Below are 21690 nucleotides of genomic sequence, written 5' to 3'. Positions count from 1 at the left end.
CAAATAAATAGTCCGGCGGTGATGGCGAGAAGGTCACACCCGTTCCCATACCGAACACGGAAGTTAAGCTTCTCAGCGCCGATGGTAGTTGGGGCCTTGCCCCTGTGAGAGTAGGACGCTGCCGGGCAAATAAAAAGACAATCTATAAAAGGTTGTCTTTTTTTGTTGCCTTTTAAAAAAAGTGCTCATAACGTTGAAAAATACCCCCTGTTATACAAAAGGTATATTTGAAGACTCATTGAGTACAGTCTATCAGCCTATCAGCCCTCTAACTGATGAAAAGGGAAAACAGAGGACACATAAACAACCCCTATCAACCCTTTAACGGGTGAAAAGGGAAAACAGAGGACACATAAACAACCCCTATCAACACTCTACCCGGAAAGTCAGTACAGAGGGAACATAAACAACCTCAATCAGCCGTCTAACAGGTGAAAAACCAATAAAAGCGGCTGCACATAAATATTCACTATCAACCTCCACCACAAAAAACAAATCAAAGGTCAATTAGAAAGCAGCATAAAATATTAATGGATTGGCGGACAAAATGTGCTTAACTCTATAGTGCAGTTACTTTTCTTCCAGTTATTTCTGGTCCAGCGATTACAGCTGCTAATTGACTCTAACCAAACCAGATGATGATTTTAATTACCCCCTCCTTCTCCTTAAAAAAGGAAGAATGCATTATTTTGTAACGGAACTGGTAATTACTTGAAATACGTCGAAATATGTCCAGTTTTGAGTGGGTATGGTGTATAATTGGGCTAAAATACATATTAATAAATAGAAATATAGGAGCAAAAGACTCTATTATTGTTTGTTAATAAGTATAAAGACCTATTTAAAATTAAATAACATGACAAAGGCAAATTCATTGAAAGATGAAGACGCAAAGCTATAGGGGCTACAATCTGAAGATTATGCCAGCCAGTTACCGATGTTAAATAGACTAATCGGTCTATTTTAGTCTTTTTTTAGTATACTTAAAATCTTGTGTAATCCATGAACCCCCTTTTACGCCTTCTCCCTTCCACTGAATGCTTTTACAATTGTGTTTTTTTGAAAAACTTTATCAAATTGGGGGGACTTTGATGAGGCTTCTTTCAAATCCTTTAAAAAGCTACTTTTTACATCAAGCAGAAAAAACTGAACAAGAGCAAGAAAAGGATTCAATAGATGAATCCTTTTATACTGTCTACAACGAGGACATGCCTTCGAATGAGTTCAATCATATTACGGAGGACTCCATATTAAACTTCAGTAAGATTCATTCCATTCTCCTCGACCAGGAAGAGTTAATTTTTGTTACCAATAACAAGGGGATTATTATTTACATAAATGAAAAATGCAGCTCTTCCCTGGGATACCGTTCAGAAGAATTGGTCGGCATATCATGGAAAACCTTGGAATCTGACAAGCATGCTGCAACATTTTATCGTGATATATGGAAAATCCTCTCACATGGGGATGTCTGGAAAGGGGAGCTATCAGCTAAAACCAAAGACGGATCCATTAAATGGTATGATAATTCTATTTATCCTTTGCTGGATGAGAATGGACGTCCACATCAATTTTTAACCATCCGCAGGGATATTACAGATTTGAAGAATCTTGAAGATGAACAAAAAGTGTTAATCGAAGAGATGGAGAATTTAGCGAACTTTGATTCCTTAACAGGGCTGCCGAACCAACGATATTTGGAGGAACATCTAAAGAAAGAAATCGAATTTGCGGAAGAGCGTAACACCAATTTAGCGATTGTACGGATTGGAATCGATGATTTTCGCTACATAAATAATACCTTAGGGCATTCCACTGGAAATATGCTTTTAAAGGAATTTTCAAGAAGAATGAAAAAGGTGTTAAATGAAAATGTCTATATTCACAAAATGAGCGGAGACCACTTTACGATTATTATCAAAGATATTGTTGAATATGAGGAAATACACAAAACACTGGATCATTTGTTGGAAGTTATTCATCAGGATTCCTTTATCGTCGATAGAAAGGAAGTCCATGTAACCGTTAGTATGGGGGCAAGTGTTTTCCCTTATTCCGGTGAAAGGGCAGATATACTGATAAAAAACGCCGAGATTGCCATGTATCATGCAAAACAAAGCGGGAAAAATCAATACCAAATCTTTTCTTCTACGATGAGTGTTAACAGCTATAAACAGTTTGTGTTACGAAATGATTCCAAAAAAGCTTTATTAAAAAATGAATTTAATATCTACTATCAGCCGCGGATTAATCCAAAGACGAATGAAATGGTATCTGCCGAAGCGCTCATTCGATGGATTCATCCGGAATGGGGGTTAATCCTGCCTGACGAATTTATTTCCATGGCGGAGGGCTCAGGCTTGATTATCCCGATTGGAGAATGGGTCGTCCGGCAAATCTGTTTGAAAATGAAACAATGGGAAAAAGAAGGCCTCCCGATAAAAAAAGTATCCATCAATCTATCACCAATCCAGCTGCTTCAACTGGACTTTGTGGATATAGTTTCTTCTATTATAAATGAATTAAATATTAATCCGAATTGGTTGGAATTTGAAATTACCGAAACGATGTTTATCGAGAATGAAGAAGAAGTGTCAAAGGCTTTGACAGCATTAAAGAAGATGGGGATTACCATTGCGTTGGATGATTTCGGAACAGGGTATTCCTCGTTAAACTATTTGAAGAAGTTCCCATGCGACATCGTCAAGATTGATAAAAGTTTAATAGATGATGTTCATCGAGATAAAGATAACTATGAAATTATTGCATCTACCATTGCACTCTGCCACAAGCTGCACAAAACCGTAGTGGCAGAAGGGGTGGAAACGGAAGAGCAGCTGACCTTGCTGAAAAGATTACATTGTGATGAAATTCAAGGCTACTTTTATAGTAAACCGGTGGAAGAAAATGAATACAAACGGTATTTAACACAAGGATTTGGCTTTAAGCAAGAAGAGTCTGTTTCTTACCAGCCTGGTGAAAATAAACGACGTTATTTCAGGGTCCTGTTAAAATATCCACTGCTGGCCGATATGACCATTGAACAGGTAGAAAGCAAGAAAGTTAATCTTGGCAGTACAGAAATTAAAGTAGAAGATATTGGGCCAGGTGGACTGCGTTTCTCCTCGTCCTTAAAACTTCCTGTCAGCAATGGAGTTGTTTTCTGTTTTTCTACTGAAATTTTTACAAAAGAGTCGAACTTAAAGGGGAATATCGTTTGGAAAAAGGAATTGCAAAATAATGTATACCGATATGGTGTGAAATTTATTCTAGATCAGAAAGAGCAGGAGGAATTAATAAGAGTTCTAAACCAACTTCAAATCAGGTTAAGGAGAAACTCTATTTTAGAAGACTGCCGTTTTGTTAAGAATGAATAAATTTATGTGAAGATAGCGAAAATTGTCTAAATGTGTTAGAATTTGTCATTATTTTTGCTATAATAGTATATTGGGTCCTTAACCGATTTGTGGGAAATATGTCAAAAAGGTGAATTTTACACTGAGTAATAGATAGGAGTTTCTAATACAAGTATAATAGAAAAGAATTGAATAGAACGAAAAAGGCAAATTCATTGAAAAGTGAAGACGCAAAGCTACAGGGGCTAAGGTCAAATTGATTATGCCAGCCAGTTACCGATTTGAGAGACCAATCGGGAAAAATAGATTGGTCTCTTTTATTGCAACCAAATCCGTTAAGGTGATCTGTAATAAAAGGTTATGGTGGTGTGATTTTTGGAATGGAAGGTATAGATGAGGCCATGCAGCTTGAAAAAGAGATGATAAAGGCCATGGAGCGAAAGGAATTCTGTCTTTTTTATCAGCCGAAAGTAGATTTAGTGTCAGGAAAAATGATGGGGGTTGAAGCACTGGTCCGCTGGATTCGTCCCGAGAAGGGGATTATTCCGCCAATTAAGTTTATCCCTGCAGCAGAGGAATCAGGATTTATTATCCCATTAGGGGAATGGATTTTACGTACAGCCTGTTTTCAAATGAAGGATTGGCTGAATATAGAGAATAAACCTCAATATATGTCGGTGAATCTCTCAGCCAGGCAGATCTATCAGCCTGATTTCGTTAACCAAGTAAAACATATTTTAATAGAAACCAATCTAGCTCCTGAATATCTTGTGCTTGAAATTACAGAGGGAATTATGCTGGATACTTTTCATGCTCCTAAAGTGATCAGGGAGTTAAAAAATCTTGGAGTCCGAATAAGTTTGGATGACTTTGGGACAGGCTTTAATTCGATGCAGTATTTACAGGAGCTCCCGTTTGATAATATAAAAATTGACCAATCCTTTGTACGAAATTGCGATACAGACTTAAATAATGGAACAATTGTAAAGTCTATTATTGAAATGGCCCACCAGTTAAAAATGGATGTTGTGGCCGAAGGGATTGAAACGGAAGGACAATTAATCTTTTTACAGCAAAATCTTTGTAATATTGGACAAGGATATTTATTTAGTAAACCCCTGCACCCAGACGAACTTATGCATGATTTTCGCAGTATTGAAAAAGTGGTCAATCATAAAGGGATTCCCCACGAAGTTACACGACAAAAATTAAATATTGAAATGTTAGGAAATGCCCATCAGGATTTAATTGACACCATAAGATTACAGCAAGGTATGATTTTTAAGTTTAAGAAAATCGCGGGTAAATTTATACACACTTTATGTGATGGTAAATTACTATCACAGGTGAAATTGACTCCTGAACATGTGGTAGGAAAAGAGTTATCTGATTTTTTATCGCCAGAAGATGTGGAAAATAAAATCAGCTATTACCATAGAGCATGGAATGGGGAAGAAAACGTCACTTTCGAGGGTGAGCTATTTGGCATACACTATCTTGCTTCTTTAAGCCCCATTAGGAGGGGAGGGGAAGTGACAGAGGTGATTGGTTCCTGTATCGATATTTCAGAACAAAAGAGAATAGAAGAGGCTTTAAGGTTAAAAGAATCGCAATATCGTATCATTACTGAAAATACGCAGGATCTAATTCGGGTCATTGACCAAAATTTTAAGCTGGAATATGCCTCTCCCTCACATGAATTTGTATTAGGAGCTCCCCCAGAGGCCTATGAGGGACAGTTGATTTTTGACATGATGCATCCTGATGATTGTGATCGGATAAAAAAACTATATACTGTAGCTGCATTAACTAAAACACCGGTCCAAACAGAGTTCCGTTTAAAACATACGGATGGAGGATGGGTTGAGTTTGAAGACAGAGCAAATCCTGTCTTGGATGCGGATAACAGGCTCAAACATCTAGTCATTGTCGCACGTGATATATCTGAACGAAAAAAAGCGGAGGAATTTATCCGTAAAGCGGATAAACTGTCTGTTATCGGACCGCTTGCGACTAGTATCGCACACGAAATACGAAATCCGCTTACGACCATTAAAGGTTTTGTGCAATTACTGCAAAATGAAGTGGAAAAGCCGTTTTATATAAATACGATGTTAAACGAGATTGATAGGATTGAAGAATTTATCAGTGAATTTTTAAGCTTTAATCATCAGCCAATAAACCAAATGAAAAAAAGTGACCTAAGCGATCTTTTTCAACAAGTTTTGATGATTATCCAGCCGCGGCTTACCATGTATAATATTAAAATGGAGCAGGAATTTGAATTTAATTTACCGCAGCTGTATTGTGATGAAGGTCAAATTAAACGAGTGTTTCTTCAAATCCTTCAAAATGCTATAGAGGCGATGCCAAATGGCGGGAGGATACAGGTGAAAATAGCTCGCAAAGGAATTAATCATCTTAAGATTAGTTTTATCGACCAAGGAATGGGCATTACTGAAGAACGAATCAGAAAGATTGGAGAGCCATTTTACAGTACAAAGGAAAAAGGAACGGGCTTAGGTTTAATGATAAGTCACAAAGTGATTAAAGAGCACGGCGGTTGGATTGATATTCATAGTGTTGTAAATAATGGAACAACGGTCGATATCTTTTTGCCAATAAACCAAGAGATGGTTTAAGAATATTCAACCCAGGAGGATATATGGGGAACGAAATTTTAAAAGATTCCTACCATGAGATTTACCAATCGATTATAAACCATAACCCTGACGCCATATTTGTTTTTGCGATAAATGGGGAAATATTAGAGGTTAACCCTGTGACAACGGAATTGTTTGGGTATCCGGAAGAGACGATTAAAAACATGTACTTTAAAGAGTTCATTGACCCAAAGCACAGGGAAATGGTAAATGGGCATATTGCAAAAGTATTGCGGGGGAATTCTTCAGAGATTGATATAAATGCCTTTGACAGCAATGGGGATATTCTCCATCTGCGGATCAAGAGCATCCCTTTAATGATAAAGGGCGAAGTTGCAGCTGTTTATTGTGTCATCAAGGATAAAACGGATCTATGGAGAACGAAGTCATCCTTAAAAGAAAGCGAGGAGCGATATCGCTTATTGGCAGATCACTCCCTTGATCTTATTCAGCTTGTGAATCTTGATGGAATTGTGAAATATGCTTCCCCGTCCCATAAAACAGTTCTAGGGTATGGGCCGGAAGAATATATAGGTAAATTCGTTTTTCACCAGCCTGATGGGGAGGTGGATGAAGTTTTTACAAAAAACTTCAAAGATAGTGTCGTTCATCAAAAGCCGCTTGCTTGCGAAATCATGAGGACACACAAAGACGGGCATACTGTATGTGTAGAACTAATAGGAACCCCCATGTGTAATGAACAGGGTGAGTTTGAACAAATGATGATGGTGGGGCGGGATATTACCGAACGAAAGGAATATGAAAGGTATCTTGAATATCTAAGTTATTATGATGCTTTAACGGAAATTCCGAACCGGCGGCTTTTTAAAGAAAAATTAGAACAATGCATCAAAGACGCGAATCAGTACGGAAAGAGGTTTGCTGTCTTGTATATGGATATCGACCATTTTAAACAAATTAATGATACGCTTGGCCATGATGCCGGTGATGAACTGCTACGGCAGTTTTCAAAAAAGGTGAAAGGCTGCCTTCGTGAATGTGATATGATTTCACGCCAAGGCGGAGATGAGTTTGCCATCCTGGTTACTGAAATTCAAGAAGACAAAGATGTCATAAAAATTGCCGAGCACATTCATACTTGTCTTCAAGATCCATGGCATATTAGCGGTGAAACGTTCCGAACTACTTCCAGTATCGGAATTGCCTTTTATCCAGAAGATGGTACTACCAGACACCAATTGATGAAACATGCAGATAAGGCATTGTACGATGCGAAGGAGAGCGGCAGGAATAATTTTAAGATGTATTGCTGTGATCAAGAGATACAACGTTTTCTCCCTATACAAATCTAATGCAGGCTCACGGATTCCGGGGGCTTTTTCTTTTGGGTAAAAAAATATGACATTTTCATTTTTGTGATTGTCGTTTATTGTCGAATGAGATAAAATGTATGTATTAAGGGTTAGTTGTTATAAATGTATTTTTTTACCTTTTATACAGGTGTTTTTTTATTGGGGATTAAAGAGGAGGGCCCATGACAGTAAAACGAAAATATTTTCTTTGGTTTTTTATAATAGTATCTACCTTGTTCCCCATTTTAATTGATTTGAGTTTGCCGGAAAACTATGATCGATTTTCGACATTTATTTGGTCCTTCTTTTTGGTGCCCAATATTTTATTCCTTGTTCTCTATCCAAAATGGAAGTATATTATCGGATCAGCCGCGATTTTCAGCTTTTTCAAGTATGTTGTCGAGTTCAGCCAAGGAACACCAGCCACTAGTATAGAAAGTATGATGCTTATTTCTGAATCAGTTGTGAATGGAGCGATTCTCTTTACTGTAGGTTATTTTCGGATAAGATACAATAAAGTTTTGGGGGAATTGCGGAAAATGACCACTATGGATTCATTGACTGGTCTCTATAATCGCAGATATTTTGATTTTTATATGGAAAAAATTATCCCTCTTAGCCAAAGACAGCAGAGTCCGTTAACTTTAATAATGGTGGATATCGATCATTTTAAATTAGTTAACGACAATTATGGCCACCAGTGCGGGGATGAGGCTCTAAAACATGTGGCTGAAGTCATCAAAAACAATGTCCGAAATTCTGATGCCTATGTTCGTTTTGGCGGTGAGGAATTTGCTCTTATATTGCCAAATACTGATTTAAACGAAGCCGTGCAAATCGCTGAAAGATTACGAGAATCCGTAGAACAATCCGACTTTGTTTATAACAGAAGACCCATTCACATCACGATCAGTATGGGAATGACTCTTTATCGTGGAGAGAAATTAGAGGAATTTATTGAAAAAGCAGATCAAGCATTATATCGAGCAAAGGAAAATGGTAGAAACCGAGTAATTTCGTTTGCTTCCTAATATTGATAAAGGCCGCCTTTTGTTTAAAATAGGGCGGCCTTTTTGGGCGGAAAGGTTCTTTGGTAAACTGGCGGGGAATCGTTTGTGTTGATATAAGTGTCCATCATAGCAATAGTTCTTCGCGATTACCTTAAAGAGCGCGCCACGGTCCAAAATTCGGTCCCGCGCGTACTAAGAAAGGTTCAAAGAGCGCGCGACGGCGAAATTCCACGTCGCGTGCGTACTATGAATAGTTCAAAGAGCGCGCCCCGGCGAAATATCACGGTGCGCGCGTACTAAGAAAGGTTCAAAGAGCGCGCCCCGGCCAAAAATCACGGCCCGCGCGTACTAAGAAAGGTTCAAAGAGCGCGCGACGGCCAAAAATCACGGCCCGCGCGTACTATGAATAGTTCAAAGAGCGCGCCCCGGCGAAATATCACGGACCGCGCGTACTAAGAAAGGTTCAAAGAGAGCGTCACGGCGAAAAATCACGGTTCGCGCGTACTAAGAAAGGTTCAAAGAGCGCGCCACGGCCAAAAATCACGGCCCGCGCGTACTAAGAAAGGCTCAAAGAGCGCGCCACGGCAAAAAATCACGGACCGCGCGTACTAAGAAAGGTTCAAAGAGCGCGCCCCGGCCAAAAATCACGGTTCGCGCGTACTAAGAAAGGTTCAAAGAGCGCGCCACGGTCCAAAATTCGGTCCCGCGCGTACTAAGAAAGGTTCAAAGAGCGCGCGACGGCCAAAAATCACGGACCGCGCGTACTAAGAAAGGTTCAAAGAGCGCGCGACGGCCAAATATCACGGTTCGCGCGTACTAAGAAAGGTTCAAAGAGCGCGCCACGGCGAAATATCACGGACCGCGCGTACTAAGAAAGGCTCAAAGAGCGCGCCCCAGCGAAAAATCACGGACCGCGCGTACTAAGAAAGGTTCAAAGAGCGCGCCACGGCCAAATATCATGGTCCGCGCGTACTAAGAAAGGTTCAAAGAGCGCGCCAGGCTGAAATATTCTGATTCGCGCGTACTAAGAAAGGTTCAAAGAGAGCGCCAGGCTGAAATATTCTGATTCGCGCGTACTAAGAAAGGTTCAAAGAGCGCGCGACGGCCAAAAATCACGGTTCGCGCGTACTAAGAAAGGTTGAAAGAGCGCGCGACGGCCAAAAATCACGGACCGCGCGTCCTAAGAAAGGTTCAAAGAGCGCGCGACGGCGAAATATCACGGACCGCGCGTACTATGAACGACCCAAAGAGCGTGCCAAGCCAAAATTTCTCGTCCCAGCGAACTATGAACTGTTCAAACCAACCATCCAACCATCCACGCATCAATTAAGGCCGGTATGTTATTCCATGCTTCGACAAAATTCGGGGCGTGCCAGTGGTACCGTCAACCAGGCACCATCAACCAGGCACCATCAACCATACGGTCTATAATCCACATCCACCTTATCCTTTTCCTGATATGGCGCAAGCATAAAGGCGGCCTTAAAAATGTTATTCCCCTTATTGATTAAATAGTGAACTTGTTTGGGTTCCACATGTACAAAATCCCCTGGCTGGCAATGGAAAATTTCACGGTCAATATGAATCTCCAGTTCGCCTTCTAAAACAAAGAAGTTTTCCTCCATGATGCTGTGATAGTGGGCGGGAAAGTCCTGTCCCGGCTGCAGCACCACCACGCCAAAGTTCATCCTGGGTCCTTTTTGAAGATATTTCGGGCCGCTGTCACCAAAACGATATTCTCTTTCATTTTCGTTTATAATCGTCATGCTGTTCCTCTCCTTTGCAAAATAATCCCGCTATACTGGTCAATAAGGCCTCACTTAGTGAAGCATCTCTTTATAACCCAGGGGCAATCCACATATGGTCGGTCATTCCCTCGTCCGCAAGCGCTAAATGTACTTTGTACACGGCTTCCCACTTTTTATATAATTCTTCATAAATCGAGTGATTGGACTCGTTCGGTTCAAAGGTTTTTTCAAACTTTACGACCCTTTCAATGGCATCATGAAAACTTTCATAAACGCCAGCTCCCACACCTGCACAAATCGCCGCTCCAAGTGCAGTGGATTCTTTGACGACCGGAACTTTTACCTTCATATTTAGAACGTCGGCTACAATTTGGCACCATAGGTCGCTTTTGGATGCCCCGCCGCCAAACACAATAGAATCAGGAAGCTTATTGGTCGTTTTAAAAACTTCATCCATATTGCCTTTCGTCACAAATGCTGCATTCTCCATGATGGCCCGATAAAAAGTGGCTTTCGTAAACGAATGATTAAACTTAAAATCTATAAAACTTGGGGCCGCGTGTTTCCAGGAAAAATAATTCATCTTATCTGAAAAGGTGCAGATCATCCCATGGCAGCCCGCCGGCACTTGTTTCGCTCTTTTCTCCATTTGGGCATAAATGCTTTCCCCGGTTTCCTGTTGAAGATGGGCTTCCAGTTCGCAGAACGTATCCCGGAACCATCTCATGATCAAGCCGGGGAAGAAGGCGATGGCTTCATACTGCCAGGTATTAGGAATGGAATGGCAATTGACCCTGACTTTGCAGGCATCATTGATTTCGACCTGGCTTGTTGTATATTCGTACTGCCAAAAGCTGCCGCCCAACACAGCTGCCTCTCCTTCGCCAATGACACCCATGCCGATACAACCTAGTTGGGCATCGCCGCCCCCGGCAACTACAAGTGTTTTGGTGCTTAATCCAGTCAGTGCTGCAAACTCCTCGGTTACATGGCCGATAATCGAGCCGCTTTCATTTACAACTGGAAAAATATCACTGCGTAAGCCGACTTTTTCTGAGATGCCCGGATCCCATGCCCGTTTCTTCAAATCAAAGAGGCCGGTTGTGCAGCCATTGGAAGGTTCAACCGAAATGACACCGGTCAGGCGGTAGGTAATCCAATCGTTCAGCATGGTCACATATTTGATTTTGTCATAGGTTTCAGGAATATTTTTTTTCACCCAAAGGATTCGCGGGATCGCGCCTAGTGAAAATGTCTGTCCGGATAGGTGATGAATTTCTGTTTCAATCGTATCGCTGATTTTATAAAGTTTTGCCACTTCATCATTGGCTCTTGAATCGACGTTGGCGCAGGCCCAAAGTTCCTTCCCGTCCTCATCGTATAGGACAATTGCCTCCCGCATGCTGGTGGTGGAAATGGCTGCAATGGTTTCTGGCTGCACGCCGCTTTTTGCAAAAATCTCTTTAATCAGTTCCATAATGATTCCGATATTTTGATCGATGTCAAAGTCCATCGATCCCGGATATCGCTGATCTTCATGATGAGTCCATTCTGACTGTGCCACAAAGCGTTCATTGCCTAATGTATCAAATAAAATGACCCGGACGCTGCCAGTTCCGGCGTCAATTGCCATTAAGTACTTTTCCATGCCGCCTTCTTCCCTTCCATTTATTTGTCAGGATTCATTCAATCAAACTTCTGGCCACAGCCTCATCGGTAATCAATACATCAATATACCCCCCTCTTAAAGCTCCGATGATGGCCTCTTTTTTTTCCAAACCCCCGGCAACAGCGACAACATGATTCAGTGATTTTAAAAGATGGATATCTGTGCTGACTAATTGTTTATGCAATTGATAATCTATGATTTGGCCATTTATATCGTAAAATTGGCTTAATATATCACCGGCAGCCCCCATCGATTTAATAATCTCCATATCACTCGTGCTTAAATATTCTTCTTTTACAATGGTAGCCCGTTCATTTACCGCTCCAATGCCGACAATAGTGATGGTAGAGTAGGGGATCATTTCCATGATTTTCTTGATTGGTTTTTCATTGATCAGCTGTTTGGCAAGAGATTCTGTCGATACGACTAATGGAGCGGGCATAATGTAATGGCTGTAATTGGGATTGGAATAATAATCAGATGAAGAATCGATGGCCGTTGGAATGTAAAATCTGACGCCGCCTGATAAGGAGACAAACGTTACCTTATACTTCGTGGATATATTCAGATGCCCCAGCGTTCTGGAAACAGCCTGCCCATATCCCACGTTAATCATCGTGTCGCTTGTTATTCTATCTTCTATATATTGGGCGGCGGCCTTGGAGAGGCTGTCTAATAGATTTTTGCTGGAAGACGGGACAATGTATAGATCTTCTAAATGGTATTGCTGCTTAATTTTCGTCTGCAGATCCATGTCGGCAAACTGATCAAGGTTAATTTTAAATTGGATAATGTTGCTTGCCTTCGCGATTTCAAGGTATTTAATCACTTTCATTCTCGATAAATTTAATGACTCTGCTATTTCATTTTGCGTCATTCCCTCATTGTAGTATTTCCATGCAATATTTATGATCAGACTATTTTCGTATGTCATTTTCTTCACTCTCTACCGTTTATTTTTAAGACAAAAATTTGATGTGGAAACAATTATTGAACGATTGTTGAATGATGAAACAAATATCCTTGGACAGTTTAGGCGGTGCCCTTCCGCCATTACAAGCTGAAATAGAGAAATCGGTGAATCTGCTCCCAGTACATAATCATATTCACAAAAATCCGGAACAGAATAAAAAGTTTGGTCATGAATAAAATGATTATCCATGAATAGAATGTATGGAACGAAAGGGGACTTTCACACTTTAGAAAGCGGTTACATCATCTAGTGCTAAAGGCGGGAGGTATTTATGACAGGGCCAAAGAACTTGGTGAGATTGGAGGACATCCGAAAGTCATTTAACCGGAATACCGTTCTACAGGGAATTACATTAGAACTGAATGAGTCGGAAGTGATTTCCATTATCGGCGGTAATGGAGCGGGAAAAAGCACTTTGATGAAAATCCTGACAGGCATTTATCAGCCGGATGCTGGAACCATTGAGATTAATGGTGAACGGGCCAATCATTTAGACCCTAATGCTGCCCATGAACGGGGCATTTATTTAGTCCCCCAGGAGCCGCTGCTATTTCCCAATATGACGGTGGAGCAGAACCTGACGATCGGCTTTCGAAAAAATAAACACGGGGTAAAAGAGGAATCGCTTAAGCTCATTAAAGAGTTAGGCTGGAACCTTGATTTGAACCGGATGGCAGCTACTTTAAGCATTGCGGAACAGCAGCAGCTTGAAATTATCAAAGGACTTTTAAGAAAGTCGAAGGTTTTGATTCTGGATGAACCTACCTCTACCTTAACGTTTTCAGAGACAGAGGCTTTATTTCGCGTCATCGAGCAGTTAAAGAATTCGGGAGTGGGAATCTTCTATATTACTCACCGCCTGGATGAAGTTTTTCAAATATCCACCCATGCGGTGATTCTGCGGGACGGTCAGGTGACACTGAAAGGGAAAATCGAGGAGTTTACCAAAGATATGTTGATTCAAGGGCTTCTTCCAGCCGGCAGTGAGACGGAATACAAGAATCAGTTTGAACGGCGGGCGGCTGAGAGAACGGGAGAGGAGCCGATCCTTAAAGTTGAAAATATCGTTGGTGACGGATTTATGAATATTAGTTTTGAAGTTTATAAGGGAGAAGTAGTCGGCCTTGCCGGGCTGGTGGGGGCCGGAAGAACAGAAATTGCGGAAGCAATCTACGGGATTAATCGGATCCAGAGCGGGAAGGTATATCTTGATGGCCAAGACATTACCCATTTTTCTATCAATGAAACGGTAAACAGCGGTTTAGCATATATCCCGGAGGACCGGTTTTTGCATGGAATTTTTTCAATCGGATCTGTGAGACATAATATTACCGCACAACTGATTAAACGGCATGGCTTTTTTACTAAAAAGAAGGCAGAGGAACAGGCTGCAATTCAGTATATTGATAGATTAAAGATCAAGGTGAACTCCCAGGATGATGAGATAAAGTCGCTTTCGGGCGGGAACCAGCAGAAGACGGTCATTGCCCGGGCGCTGTCGATGAATCCGAAATTGATTATCATGGATGAGCCGACAAGGGGAATTGATGCTGCAGCAAGGGGTGACATCTATTCCATCATTAGTGAACTAAAAAGCCATGGATTCTCCATTCTGCTCATTTCGTCTGATTTGGAAGAAATTGAGCGCATCAGCGACCGTATCTATGCTGTCTATCAAGGAACCTGCAGCGTTTGCTTGAGCTTGGATGAAATCAATGCGGCCAATGTGATGAAAGCAGCGTTTGGGACCTATAAAGGAAGTGATGGAGCCTATGGCTAGTATGGCCAATATCATCAAACTGCGGGAATTTCGAACATTTCTCTTTTTAATCCTCCTCTTTATCATTGTAGGTTTCATGAACCCTGACTATCTATCTTTGCAAAATATTGATAAGTCGTTAAAAAGCAGCCTCATGTATATGGTCCTTGCAGTTGGAATGACCTTTGTCCTCTTAACCGGGAATTTGGATATTTCCGTCGGCGGTACGCTGGGGCTTACGGCTGCCGTTTGCGGCACAATCCTGCGGGATGGGGGAAGTATTTTTACCGCTGTCATTGCTGCTATTTTAATAGGGGCCGGCATTGGTTTGATTAACGGATTTGGGGTAATTAAATTAAAGATTTCTTCTTTTATTATGACGCTTGCGCTCCTGTCTATCACACGGGTGATCCAGGTGATGTATACGAATGGAAAATGGGTGGAAAATATCCCTGCCCATGTAAAAAGGCTTTCCAATTTTGAGATTCTTGGGATAAACGTATTGACCGTGATTGTGATTTTGGCGGTAATCCTTGTTCAGGTGTTCCTGTCAAAGAGCAGCAAGGGAAGGTATTACAATGCGATTGGTGACAATGTGGACGGTGCTGTTTCCTTAGGGATTCCTGTAAAAAGATATATCGCGTATTCGTTTGTCATTTCCGGTATTTGTGCGGCACTCGCTGGATTCATTTTTGTCAGCCAGATTGGCTTTGTCTCGACCAATGCCGGGGTGGGAATGGAGTTGACGGTCATCGCAGCCTGCGTTCTTGGCGGAGTTTCTTTGTCAGGCGGAATTGGCACGGTGGTCGGTGCAGCACTGGGAGCGATTATTTTGACATCGATTAACTCTGCCCTTGTTTATATGAAGGTGCCGGCCTTTTGGAATGATACAATTTCGGGTTCTCTGTTAATCATCATCGTTGTGATGGATGCCCTCCTTGCATTTAATGCCAATAAAAAAGCAAAAAAGCTGCGGTTAAATGCAAGAGTTCTGCAAAAGGAGGCTCAAGATTGACATGCTAAAAAAAATCCCGAAATGGAACCTTGTTTTGTTCGTCATCATTGTGCTCGAAATTCTTGTTTTTGGAATGATGAACCCCAGATTTTGGAATACCTCGATCCTGTTGAATAGTTTTAACGATTTTGTTCCAATCGCTATTATTGGTTTCTTTCTTACGCTGGTGGTCATTACGGGCGGCATCGATATTTCCGGTGTGTCCATTATCGGGTTAAGCTCTGTTGTCACGGGGCTCCTGTCACAGACAGCCGGGCTCAATATTTGGGCTGCTGTTGTTTGTGCCGTTTTAACGGGCGGATTATGCGGCCTTCTGAATGGAGTGCTGATTGCCTATGCAAGGGTTCAAGCGATGGTAATTACTCTTGGCGGCATGCTTTTATATAGCGGGATCGCCATTGTGCTCGTGGGATTGTCTGGTGTCAGCACCTATGAAGGGTTTACAGGTTTTCCAGAAAGTTTCGGGCAGATGGCCAATGGAGAAATTCTGGGACTGCCGAATGCTGTTATTATCTTTTTTATCCTGTTTCTTATCGCGTATATCCTTCTGCACCGCACGAGGTTTGGCCGATATCTCTACCTGACTGGAATTAACCAAAACACAGCAGAGTACGCCGGCATCAATACGAAAAGGGTTATGATGACTGCCTATGTTTTGTCAGGTTTAAGTGCCGGGGTTGCAGGAGTTGTCTTAACTTCCTATCTAGGAAGTGCCAGGTCCGATTACGGGGCCGAATATCTGATGCCGATTCTGACGGTCGTCGTATTGGGAGGAACATTAATTACAGGAGGGAAAGGAGGTGTTGTCGGGACAGCTTTAGCAAGTATACTATTGGGCTTCATGCAAATTGGTTTGCAAATGGCTGGAGTTGCGACCCAGTATATAGGTTTGGCGACGGGGGTCCTCCTCATTGTGTCTGTTGCATTCTTGGGGATCAATCCGGATTTCAGATTGAACGTAAAAAGAATCATCACTCATAAACAAAATGGGGGTTAGGCAGCAATGGGAAAATTAAAATCTATGAAACTACTGATTCTTGTGACGATTGTCATGATGTTTGTGGCAGCATGCGGTTCAAAAGATGAAGGGAAATCCGATGATGGAGGCGCAAAGAAGGATAAGAAAGATATTCAAGTTGTTTTTATTCCAAAAATGACAGGGAATGCCTTCTTTGAATCTGGTAATGATGGTGCACAGGAAATGGCGAAGAAGGTAGGTTTTAAGGTGAAGTACGACGGGGCGCCTGAAGGAACCGTTGCCAACCAGGTACAAATCATTAATAGTGCTGTGAACAGCGGTGCTGATGCGATTGCCATCTCATCTGTCTCATCTGACGGTTTGAATCAGGCGTTGAAAAAAGCATTGGATGCCGGGGTTAAAGTCGTCACCTGGGATTCTGATGTGGATCCTAAATATCGTTCTGTTTACGTCAACCAAGGAACACCTGAAATCCTGGGGAAAATGCTCGTTGATATGGCGGCTGAACAAATGAAGAATCCGAATGATGCGAAGAAAATTGCCTGGTTCTATTCAAGCCCAACCGTTCCAGACCAAAACGCCTGGGTCGATTACGCCAATAAATATATAAAAGAAAAATATCCAAAATGGGAAGTCGTGACCACTCAATTTGGCGATGCCAATGAACAAAAATCATTACAGGTGGGAGGGAGCATCCTGGAATCTTATCCTGACATTGATGCCATTATCTGCCCAGACTCCACTGCTCTTCCTGCAATGGCACAGGCAGCGGAAAATAAAGGATTAAAAGCGGAAGATGTGATTATTACTGGATTCGCATCTCCAAATTCAATGAGACAGTTTATCGAAAATGGAACGATTCATAACCATGGCTTATGGGATGTAAAAGATCAAGGCGCCCTAGCCGTCTATATTGCCTATTGGTTAGCACAGGGCAATGAACTGAAGGTGGGAGAGTCAATTGATGTTCCGGATATGGGTTCTGTAAAAGTCGAGCCGAACTCGATCCAAGGCTACGATTATACGGCCGATGATTCCGGCATTATCGTGCTGCCGGAGCGGATTGTCTTCACGAAAGAAAATACAAACGACTACAATTTCTAATCGTTTGATCTAGCAGCGGTTTATAAGAAAGGGCTGTGTTAAAGATACCTATAGATTTCATAACCCTGTATAGCAGCTCAACAGTCATTTAACATAGCCTTAGAAATAAAGGAGAGAAAGTAATGGCAGATACTATCGGAAACAAAAATGCGAAGGATTTTTCCGAGAATGTTCCTTTCGCAAATAATGGGAATTTCCATGTAAAGGGTGCTAACAACTATGATTGGGGGATGAAGGACCGGTTATCGAGAATCTTTAACCCGAAGACAGGGAAAACGGTGATGCTCGCATTTGACCATGGCTATTTCATGGGGCCGACTTCAGGGCTGGAGCGGCTGGATTTACTAATTCCGAGGCTCGCTCCTTACGCGGATTGTTTAATGGGGACGAGGGGGGCGATCAGGAGCAGTGTCCCGCCGACCTATAATAAAGCGATTGCCTTAAGAGCTTCATCAGGTTCTAGTGTTCTTCAGGATGACTTGAGCCGTGAATCCATGGTGGTGGACATTGAAGATGCCATTAAAATGAATGCAAGTGCTATCGCCATTCAAACCTTTATTGGGGCAGAGGGACAAAAGGAAACGATTGAAGAGTTAAACCGGGCGATTAATGTGGGTTCCAGATATTCGATTCCAACATTGGGCGTCGTCGCAGTAGGGAAAGAGATGGAGCGGACTACTACCTTCTTTTTGCTGGCCACAAGAATGCTGGCGGAATTTGGCGCACAGCTGGTGAAAACCTATTACTGTGAGGATTTTGAAAAAGTGGCCTCTGCCTGTCCGGTTCCATTAGTGGTCGCCGGCGGTAAGAAGATACCGGAGAAAGATGCCCTTACCCTCGCATACAATTCCATCCAAGGCGGGGCAGCTGGTGTGGATATGGGAAGAAATATCTTCCAATCAGAACATCCGGAGGAAATGGTTCAAGCTGTGAATAAGGTGGTACATGAGGGATATACGGACCGGGAGGCATTTGAATTTTTCCGGGAGCTTACGAACTAGCATGGTGCCTGGCGCCGCTAGAATTTTGTCGAAGTAAGGCTTCTGCTTTTAGAGCAGGGGCTTTATTTTTTCCTTTAGCGGGTTTAGGTTTTTACCAAGATGTTTAAGGATAAGCATGTTTTTTTGTACAACCTCATATGTTAAACTGAGTCTTTTTTTAGCAGTTGGGTGGTGGAACAACATGTTTGTCCGGGGAGCAGCCTTGGTAATTGGAAGTATTCTTCTAGCAATTGGCATTAACGGTTTTTTAGTTCCCCATCATTTAATTGATGGAGGAATTATTGGCATTGCTCTGATTTTACATTATTATTTTGACTACCAAACAGGACTATGTTCCGTTCTGTTAAGTGCACCATTAATCCTCTATGCATTTGTGAAGGACAGATCTCAGTTTCATGGCAGTATTTACGGGATGATTGTGACAGCTATTTTCCTTGATTTACTGGCCCCCTATCATTTTTACCTGCCGATTGGGGTGAGCGCCGTTTTAGGAGGGGCCATTTGCGGAATTGGGGTTGGCTTGATGCTTCGATATAAGACAAGCACTGGGGGAACGGATCTAATCGCTTATTTCATATCCAAAGCCGCCCCGTTAAATATAGGGCTTATCATCGCCTTCATGGATTGCTTTGTTGTCTTACTAGGCTTTCAAACATTGGGAATTCGAAGCGTCTTCTTTTCAGCTCTCACTATTTTAATTGCCGGCGCCCTTGCGAATATTTGTTATGAGCGGATATAAAACTGAATCGGCATGAAATGGTAGTGAGACTATCTTTTAAACGGCAGCTTAAAGACAGAATACGCTCAAATGCGGTGAAACTGTCTTTTATGGGGCCTCTTAAAGACAGAATACGCTTCTAAAGAAGTGAATCTGTCTTTAATCCGGCCTCTAGAGGACAAAACCCGAGTTAAATGTCGTGAATCTGTCTTTAACAGGGGCTCTTAAGGACAGAAACCAGCATAAAAACCTAAGAAATGTCTCTCAAAGCCCCGATGAAAGACATTTCTTAGGTTTTTCCAAGGAATTAGTCTCTCATAACCCCGATGAAAGACAGAATTATGGTTTTCCCAAGGAATTAGTCTCTCAAAGCCCCGATGAAAGACAAAATCAAGTTTTTCCCAAGGAATTTGTCTTTCAAAGCCCCGATGAAAGACAGAATCATGATTTTTTCAAGGAATTTGTCTCTCATGGCCCCGATGAAAGACAAAATCATGATTTTCCCAAGGAAATTGTCTCTCATAGCCCCGCTGAAAGACAAAATCAAGATTTTCCCAAGGAATTTGTCTTTCAAAGCCCCGATGAAAGACAGAATCAAGATTTTCCCAAGGAAATTGTCTCTCATAGCCCCGATGAAAGACAGAATCAAGATTTTCCCAAGGAAATTGTCTCTCAAAGCCCCGATGAAAGACAAAATCAAGATTTTCCCAAGGAAATTGTCTTTCATGGCCCCGCTGAAAGACAGAATCATGGTTATACCAAGGAATTTGTCTTTCAAAGCCCCGATGAAAGACAGAATCATGATTTTTCCAAGGAATTAGTCTTTCATAACCCCGATGAAAGACAAAATCATGGTTTTCCCAAGGAATTAGTCTCTCATAGCCCCGATGAAAGACAAAATCAAGATTTTCCCAAGCAAATCGTCTTTCATATATCCCCATAAAAGGGAAATATCAATAGTTATCCTCCGTACACATAGCAGCAATATATTCGTGAAGCTTATCCTCTTCATAATCACTTAATGCCCTCATCGGAATAACCGTTTGATGTTGAGGGTCACTCCCGCGCACTTCAGCCACTAATGTTTCATTAAGAAACACATTATACGCAGGTTCATTTTCGTGCGAAGGTTTTATGGATTCTTTACGGAAATAAGGTTTGTTTTCTTCAGCCATTCATACCCCTGCTTTCATCATATTTTCCTTTTTTATTATGGCTGTTTGTTGGAATAACTATCCTATTTGATGCCCTTTAAGTAGTCTTTTTTTGTCAGCCATAAATGCGGCCCATAGAATTTTCTACAAATAACAACAACACTTTACATAATCTTCACAAAACTTTACATACCATTAATACCCCATTAATAATTTAGGATTAATCTTAAACATGTTAAAAACTTCAAAATATCTAGGAGGACAAAAATGAAAAGTTTGAAGAGTTTTAGCCTGTTCGCCATTCTATCAGCGTTCATGGTCATCATGGCAGCATGCGGAAGTTCAAATTCCACAGCAAAATCAGAAAAGACAGGTGACAATACCACACCAAAAACAGAAGAAAAGAAGGAACTTTCCGGTTCATTAGTTATATCAGGCTCCTCAGCTATGCAGCCGTTAGTAGCAGCAGCAGCCGAAGAATTCATGGCTAAAAATCCTAAAGTAGATATTCAAGTCAATGCCGGAGGATCTGGGACAGGCCTTTCACAGGTAGCAGAAGGCTCTGTACAAATCGGTAACTCAGACGTATTTGCGGAAGAAAAAGAAGGGATTCCAGCAGATCAGCTGAAAGACCATAAAGTAGCAGTAGTTGGTATGACAGCAGCCGTTAACCCTAAAGTCGGAATCAAAGATATTAAGAAAGAAGATTTAATTAAAGTATTCACTGGCAAAATCACAAACTGGAAAGAACTTGGCGGAGCAGATCAAAAAATCGTTCTAGTCAACCGTCCTGATTCATCTGGTACTCGTGCAGTATTTAATAAATTTGCTCTTGATGGTGCAACTCCAGCCGAAGGAATCACGGAAGATTCTTCAAACACAGTTAAAAAGATTATTAGCGAAACAGATGGCGCAATCGGATATCTAGCATTCTCTTATTTCACTGATGATGCGGTAACACCTCTTGCACTTGACGGTGTAGAAGCTACAGCTGAAAACGTACAAACTGGAGATTTCCCAGTCTGGGCTTACGAGCATTCTTATACAAAAGGGGAACCAGACGAATTATCTCAAGCATTCTTTGACTTCCTCATGTCAGATGATGTTCAAAACAATCTTTTAAAAGAACAAGGATATCTTCCTGTAACGAAAATGCAAGTAGAACGTGACGCACAAGGAAATCAAAAAAATCTATAATACATCTTTATTTTTCTAATAAATTATCATA

General features: G+C 41.5%; 17 protein-coding genes, 1 rRNA gene and 2 riboswitches. Of the genes, 14 read left to right on the top strand and 4 right to left on the bottom strand.

What is annotated here, in order from left to right:
• The first annotated feature begins 11 nt into the window (after positions 1-11).
• The 5 genes from rrf (at position 12) to M3183_RS20375 (ending at position 8363) form a co-directional block, all read left to right on the top strand.
• Positions 12-127: ribosomal RNA gene (gene rrf / locus M3183_RS20395) — 5S ribosomal RNA — on the top strand.
• A gap of 727 nt (positions 128-854) precedes the next feature.
• A riboswitch (cyclic di-GMP riboswitch) is annotated at positions 855-939 on the top strand.
• Positions 940-1091: 152 nt separating this feature from the next.
• Positions 1092-3377: an EAL domain-containing protein gene (locus M3183_RS20390; protein ID WP_251472523.1), complete on the top strand. Its 2286-nt coding sequence runs from the start codon at positions 1092-1094 to the stop codon at positions 3375-3377.
• Between the two features lie 174 nt (positions 3378-3551).
• A riboswitch (cyclic di-GMP riboswitch) is annotated at positions 3552-3637 on the top strand.
• A gap of 99 nt (positions 3638-3736) precedes the next feature.
• Entirely contained in the window at positions 3737-5998 is a 2262-nt protein-coding gene (locus tag M3183_RS20385; RefSeq protein ID WP_251472522.1) for an EAL domain-containing protein, read from the top strand.
• A gap of 23 nt (positions 5999-6021) precedes the next feature.
• Positions 6022-7332, top strand: coding sequence for a diguanylate cyclase domain-containing protein (locus M3183_RS20380; RefSeq protein WP_251472520.1), 1311 nt, complete (start codon positions 6022-6024; stop codon positions 7330-7332).
• 182 nt (positions 7333-7514) lie between these two features.
• Positions 7515-8363, top strand: coding sequence for a GGDEF domain-containing protein (locus M3183_RS20375; protein WP_251472519.1), 849 nt, complete (start codon positions 7515-7517; stop codon positions 8361-8363).
• 1391 nt (positions 8364-9754) lie between these two features.
• Here the strand turns inward: M3183_RS20375 and M3183_RS20370 are convergent.
• The 3 genes from M3183_RS20370 to M3183_RS20360 all read right to left on the bottom strand — a co-directional run bounded on the left by M3183_RS20370 (position 9755) and on the right by M3183_RS20360 (position 12693).
• Positions 9755-10108 (bottom strand): cupin domain-containing protein, encoded by a 354-nt coding sequence (locus tag M3183_RS20370; RefSeq protein ID WP_251472517.1) that lies wholly within the window; start codon positions 10106-10108, stop codon positions 9755-9757.
• A gap of 70 nt (positions 10109-10178) precedes the next feature.
• Positions 10179-11738 (bottom strand): autoinducer-2 kinase, encoded by a 1560-nt coding sequence (lsrK, locus tag M3183_RS20365; protein WP_251472516.1) that lies wholly within the window; start codon positions 11736-11738, stop codon positions 10179-10181.
• Between the two features lie 34 nt (positions 11739-11772).
• Positions 11773-12693 carry a sugar-binding transcriptional regulator gene (locus tag M3183_RS20360; protein WP_251472515.1) on the bottom strand — a complete coding sequence of 307 codons (921 nt, stop codon included), beginning with the start codon at positions 12691-12693 and terminating at the stop codon, positions 11773-11775.
• A gap of 71 nt (positions 12694-12764) precedes the next feature.
• Here M3183_RS20360 and M3183_RS20355 point away from each other — a divergent pair, with 71 nt between their 5' ends.
• The 8 genes from M3183_RS20355 (at position 12765) to M3183_RS20320 (ending at position 20251) form a co-directional block, all read left to right on the top strand.
• The gene (locus M3183_RS20355) at positions 12765-12908 is read left to right on the top strand and encodes a hypothetical protein (protein WP_251472513.1); all 144 of its coding nucleotides are present in this window, start codon (positions 12765-12767) and stop codon (positions 12906-12908) included.
• Between the two features lie 95 nt (positions 12909-13003).
• Positions 13004-14512 carry a sugar ABC transporter ATP-binding protein gene (locus M3183_RS20350; RefSeq protein ID WP_251472511.1) on the top strand — a complete coding sequence of 503 codons (1509 nt, stop codon included), beginning with the start codon at positions 13004-13006 and terminating at the stop codon, positions 14510-14512.
• A 1-nt stretch (position 14513) separates the two neighbouring features.
• Positions 14514-15506: an ABC transporter permease gene (locus M3183_RS20345; RefSeq protein WP_251472509.1), complete on the top strand. Its 993-nt coding sequence runs from the start codon at positions 14514-14516 to the stop codon at positions 15504-15506.
• A 1-nt stretch (position 15507) separates the two neighbouring features.
• Positions 15508-16503, top strand: coding sequence for an ABC transporter permease (locus tag M3183_RS20340; RefSeq protein WP_251472507.1), 996 nt, complete (start codon positions 15508-15510; stop codon positions 16501-16503).
• Positions 16504-16509: 6 nt separating this feature from the next.
• The gene (lsrB, locus tag M3183_RS20335) at positions 16510-17589 is read left to right on the top strand and encodes an autoinducer 2 ABC transporter substrate-binding protein LsrB (protein ID WP_251472506.1); all 1080 of its coding nucleotides are present in this window, start codon (positions 16510-16512) and stop codon (positions 17587-17589) included.
• A gap of 122 nt (positions 17590-17711) precedes the next feature.
• Entirely contained in the window at positions 17712-18590 is an 879-nt protein-coding gene (gene lsrF / locus M3183_RS20330) for a 3-hydroxy-5-phosphonooxypentane-2,4-dione thiolase (protein ID WP_251472505.1), read from the top strand.
• A 181-nt stretch (positions 18591-18771) separates the two neighbouring features.
• Positions 18772-19329, top strand: a complete 558-nt coding sequence (locus M3183_RS20325; RefSeq protein WP_251472504.1) for a YitT family protein — start codon at positions 18772-18774, stop codon at positions 19327-19329.
• A 178-nt stretch (positions 19330-19507) separates the two neighbouring features.
• Positions 19508-20251 carry a hypothetical protein gene (locus tag M3183_RS20320; RefSeq protein ID WP_251472503.1) on the top strand — a complete coding sequence of 248 codons (744 nt, stop codon included), beginning with the start codon at positions 19508-19510 and terminating at the stop codon, positions 20249-20251.
• A gap of 10 nt (positions 20252-20261) precedes the next feature.
• On the opposite strand, the gene M3183_RS20315 is transcribed toward M3183_RS20320, so the two are convergent.
• A complete protein-coding gene (locus tag M3183_RS20315) occupies positions 20262-20483 on the bottom strand; it encodes a hypothetical protein (protein WP_251472502.1) in 222 nt (73 codons plus the stop codon).
• 246 nt (positions 20484-20729) lie between these two features.
• Between M3183_RS20315 and M3183_RS20310 the strand changes: the two genes are divergently transcribed.
• A complete protein-coding gene (locus tag M3183_RS20310; protein ID WP_251472501.1) occupies positions 20730-21659 on the top strand; it encodes a phosphate ABC transporter substrate-binding protein in 930 nt (309 codons plus the stop codon).
• The last annotated feature ends 31 nt before the right edge of the window (positions 21660-21690 follow it).

The organism is Neobacillus mesonae (assembly GCF_023715155.1).
Taxonomy (GTDB): domain Bacteria; phylum Bacillota; class Bacilli; order Bacillales; family Cytobacillaceae; genus Neobacillus; species Neobacillus mesonae_A.
Note: the sequence above shows the minus strand (reverse complement) of the source record. Positions and strands in the feature narration are given on the sequence as shown.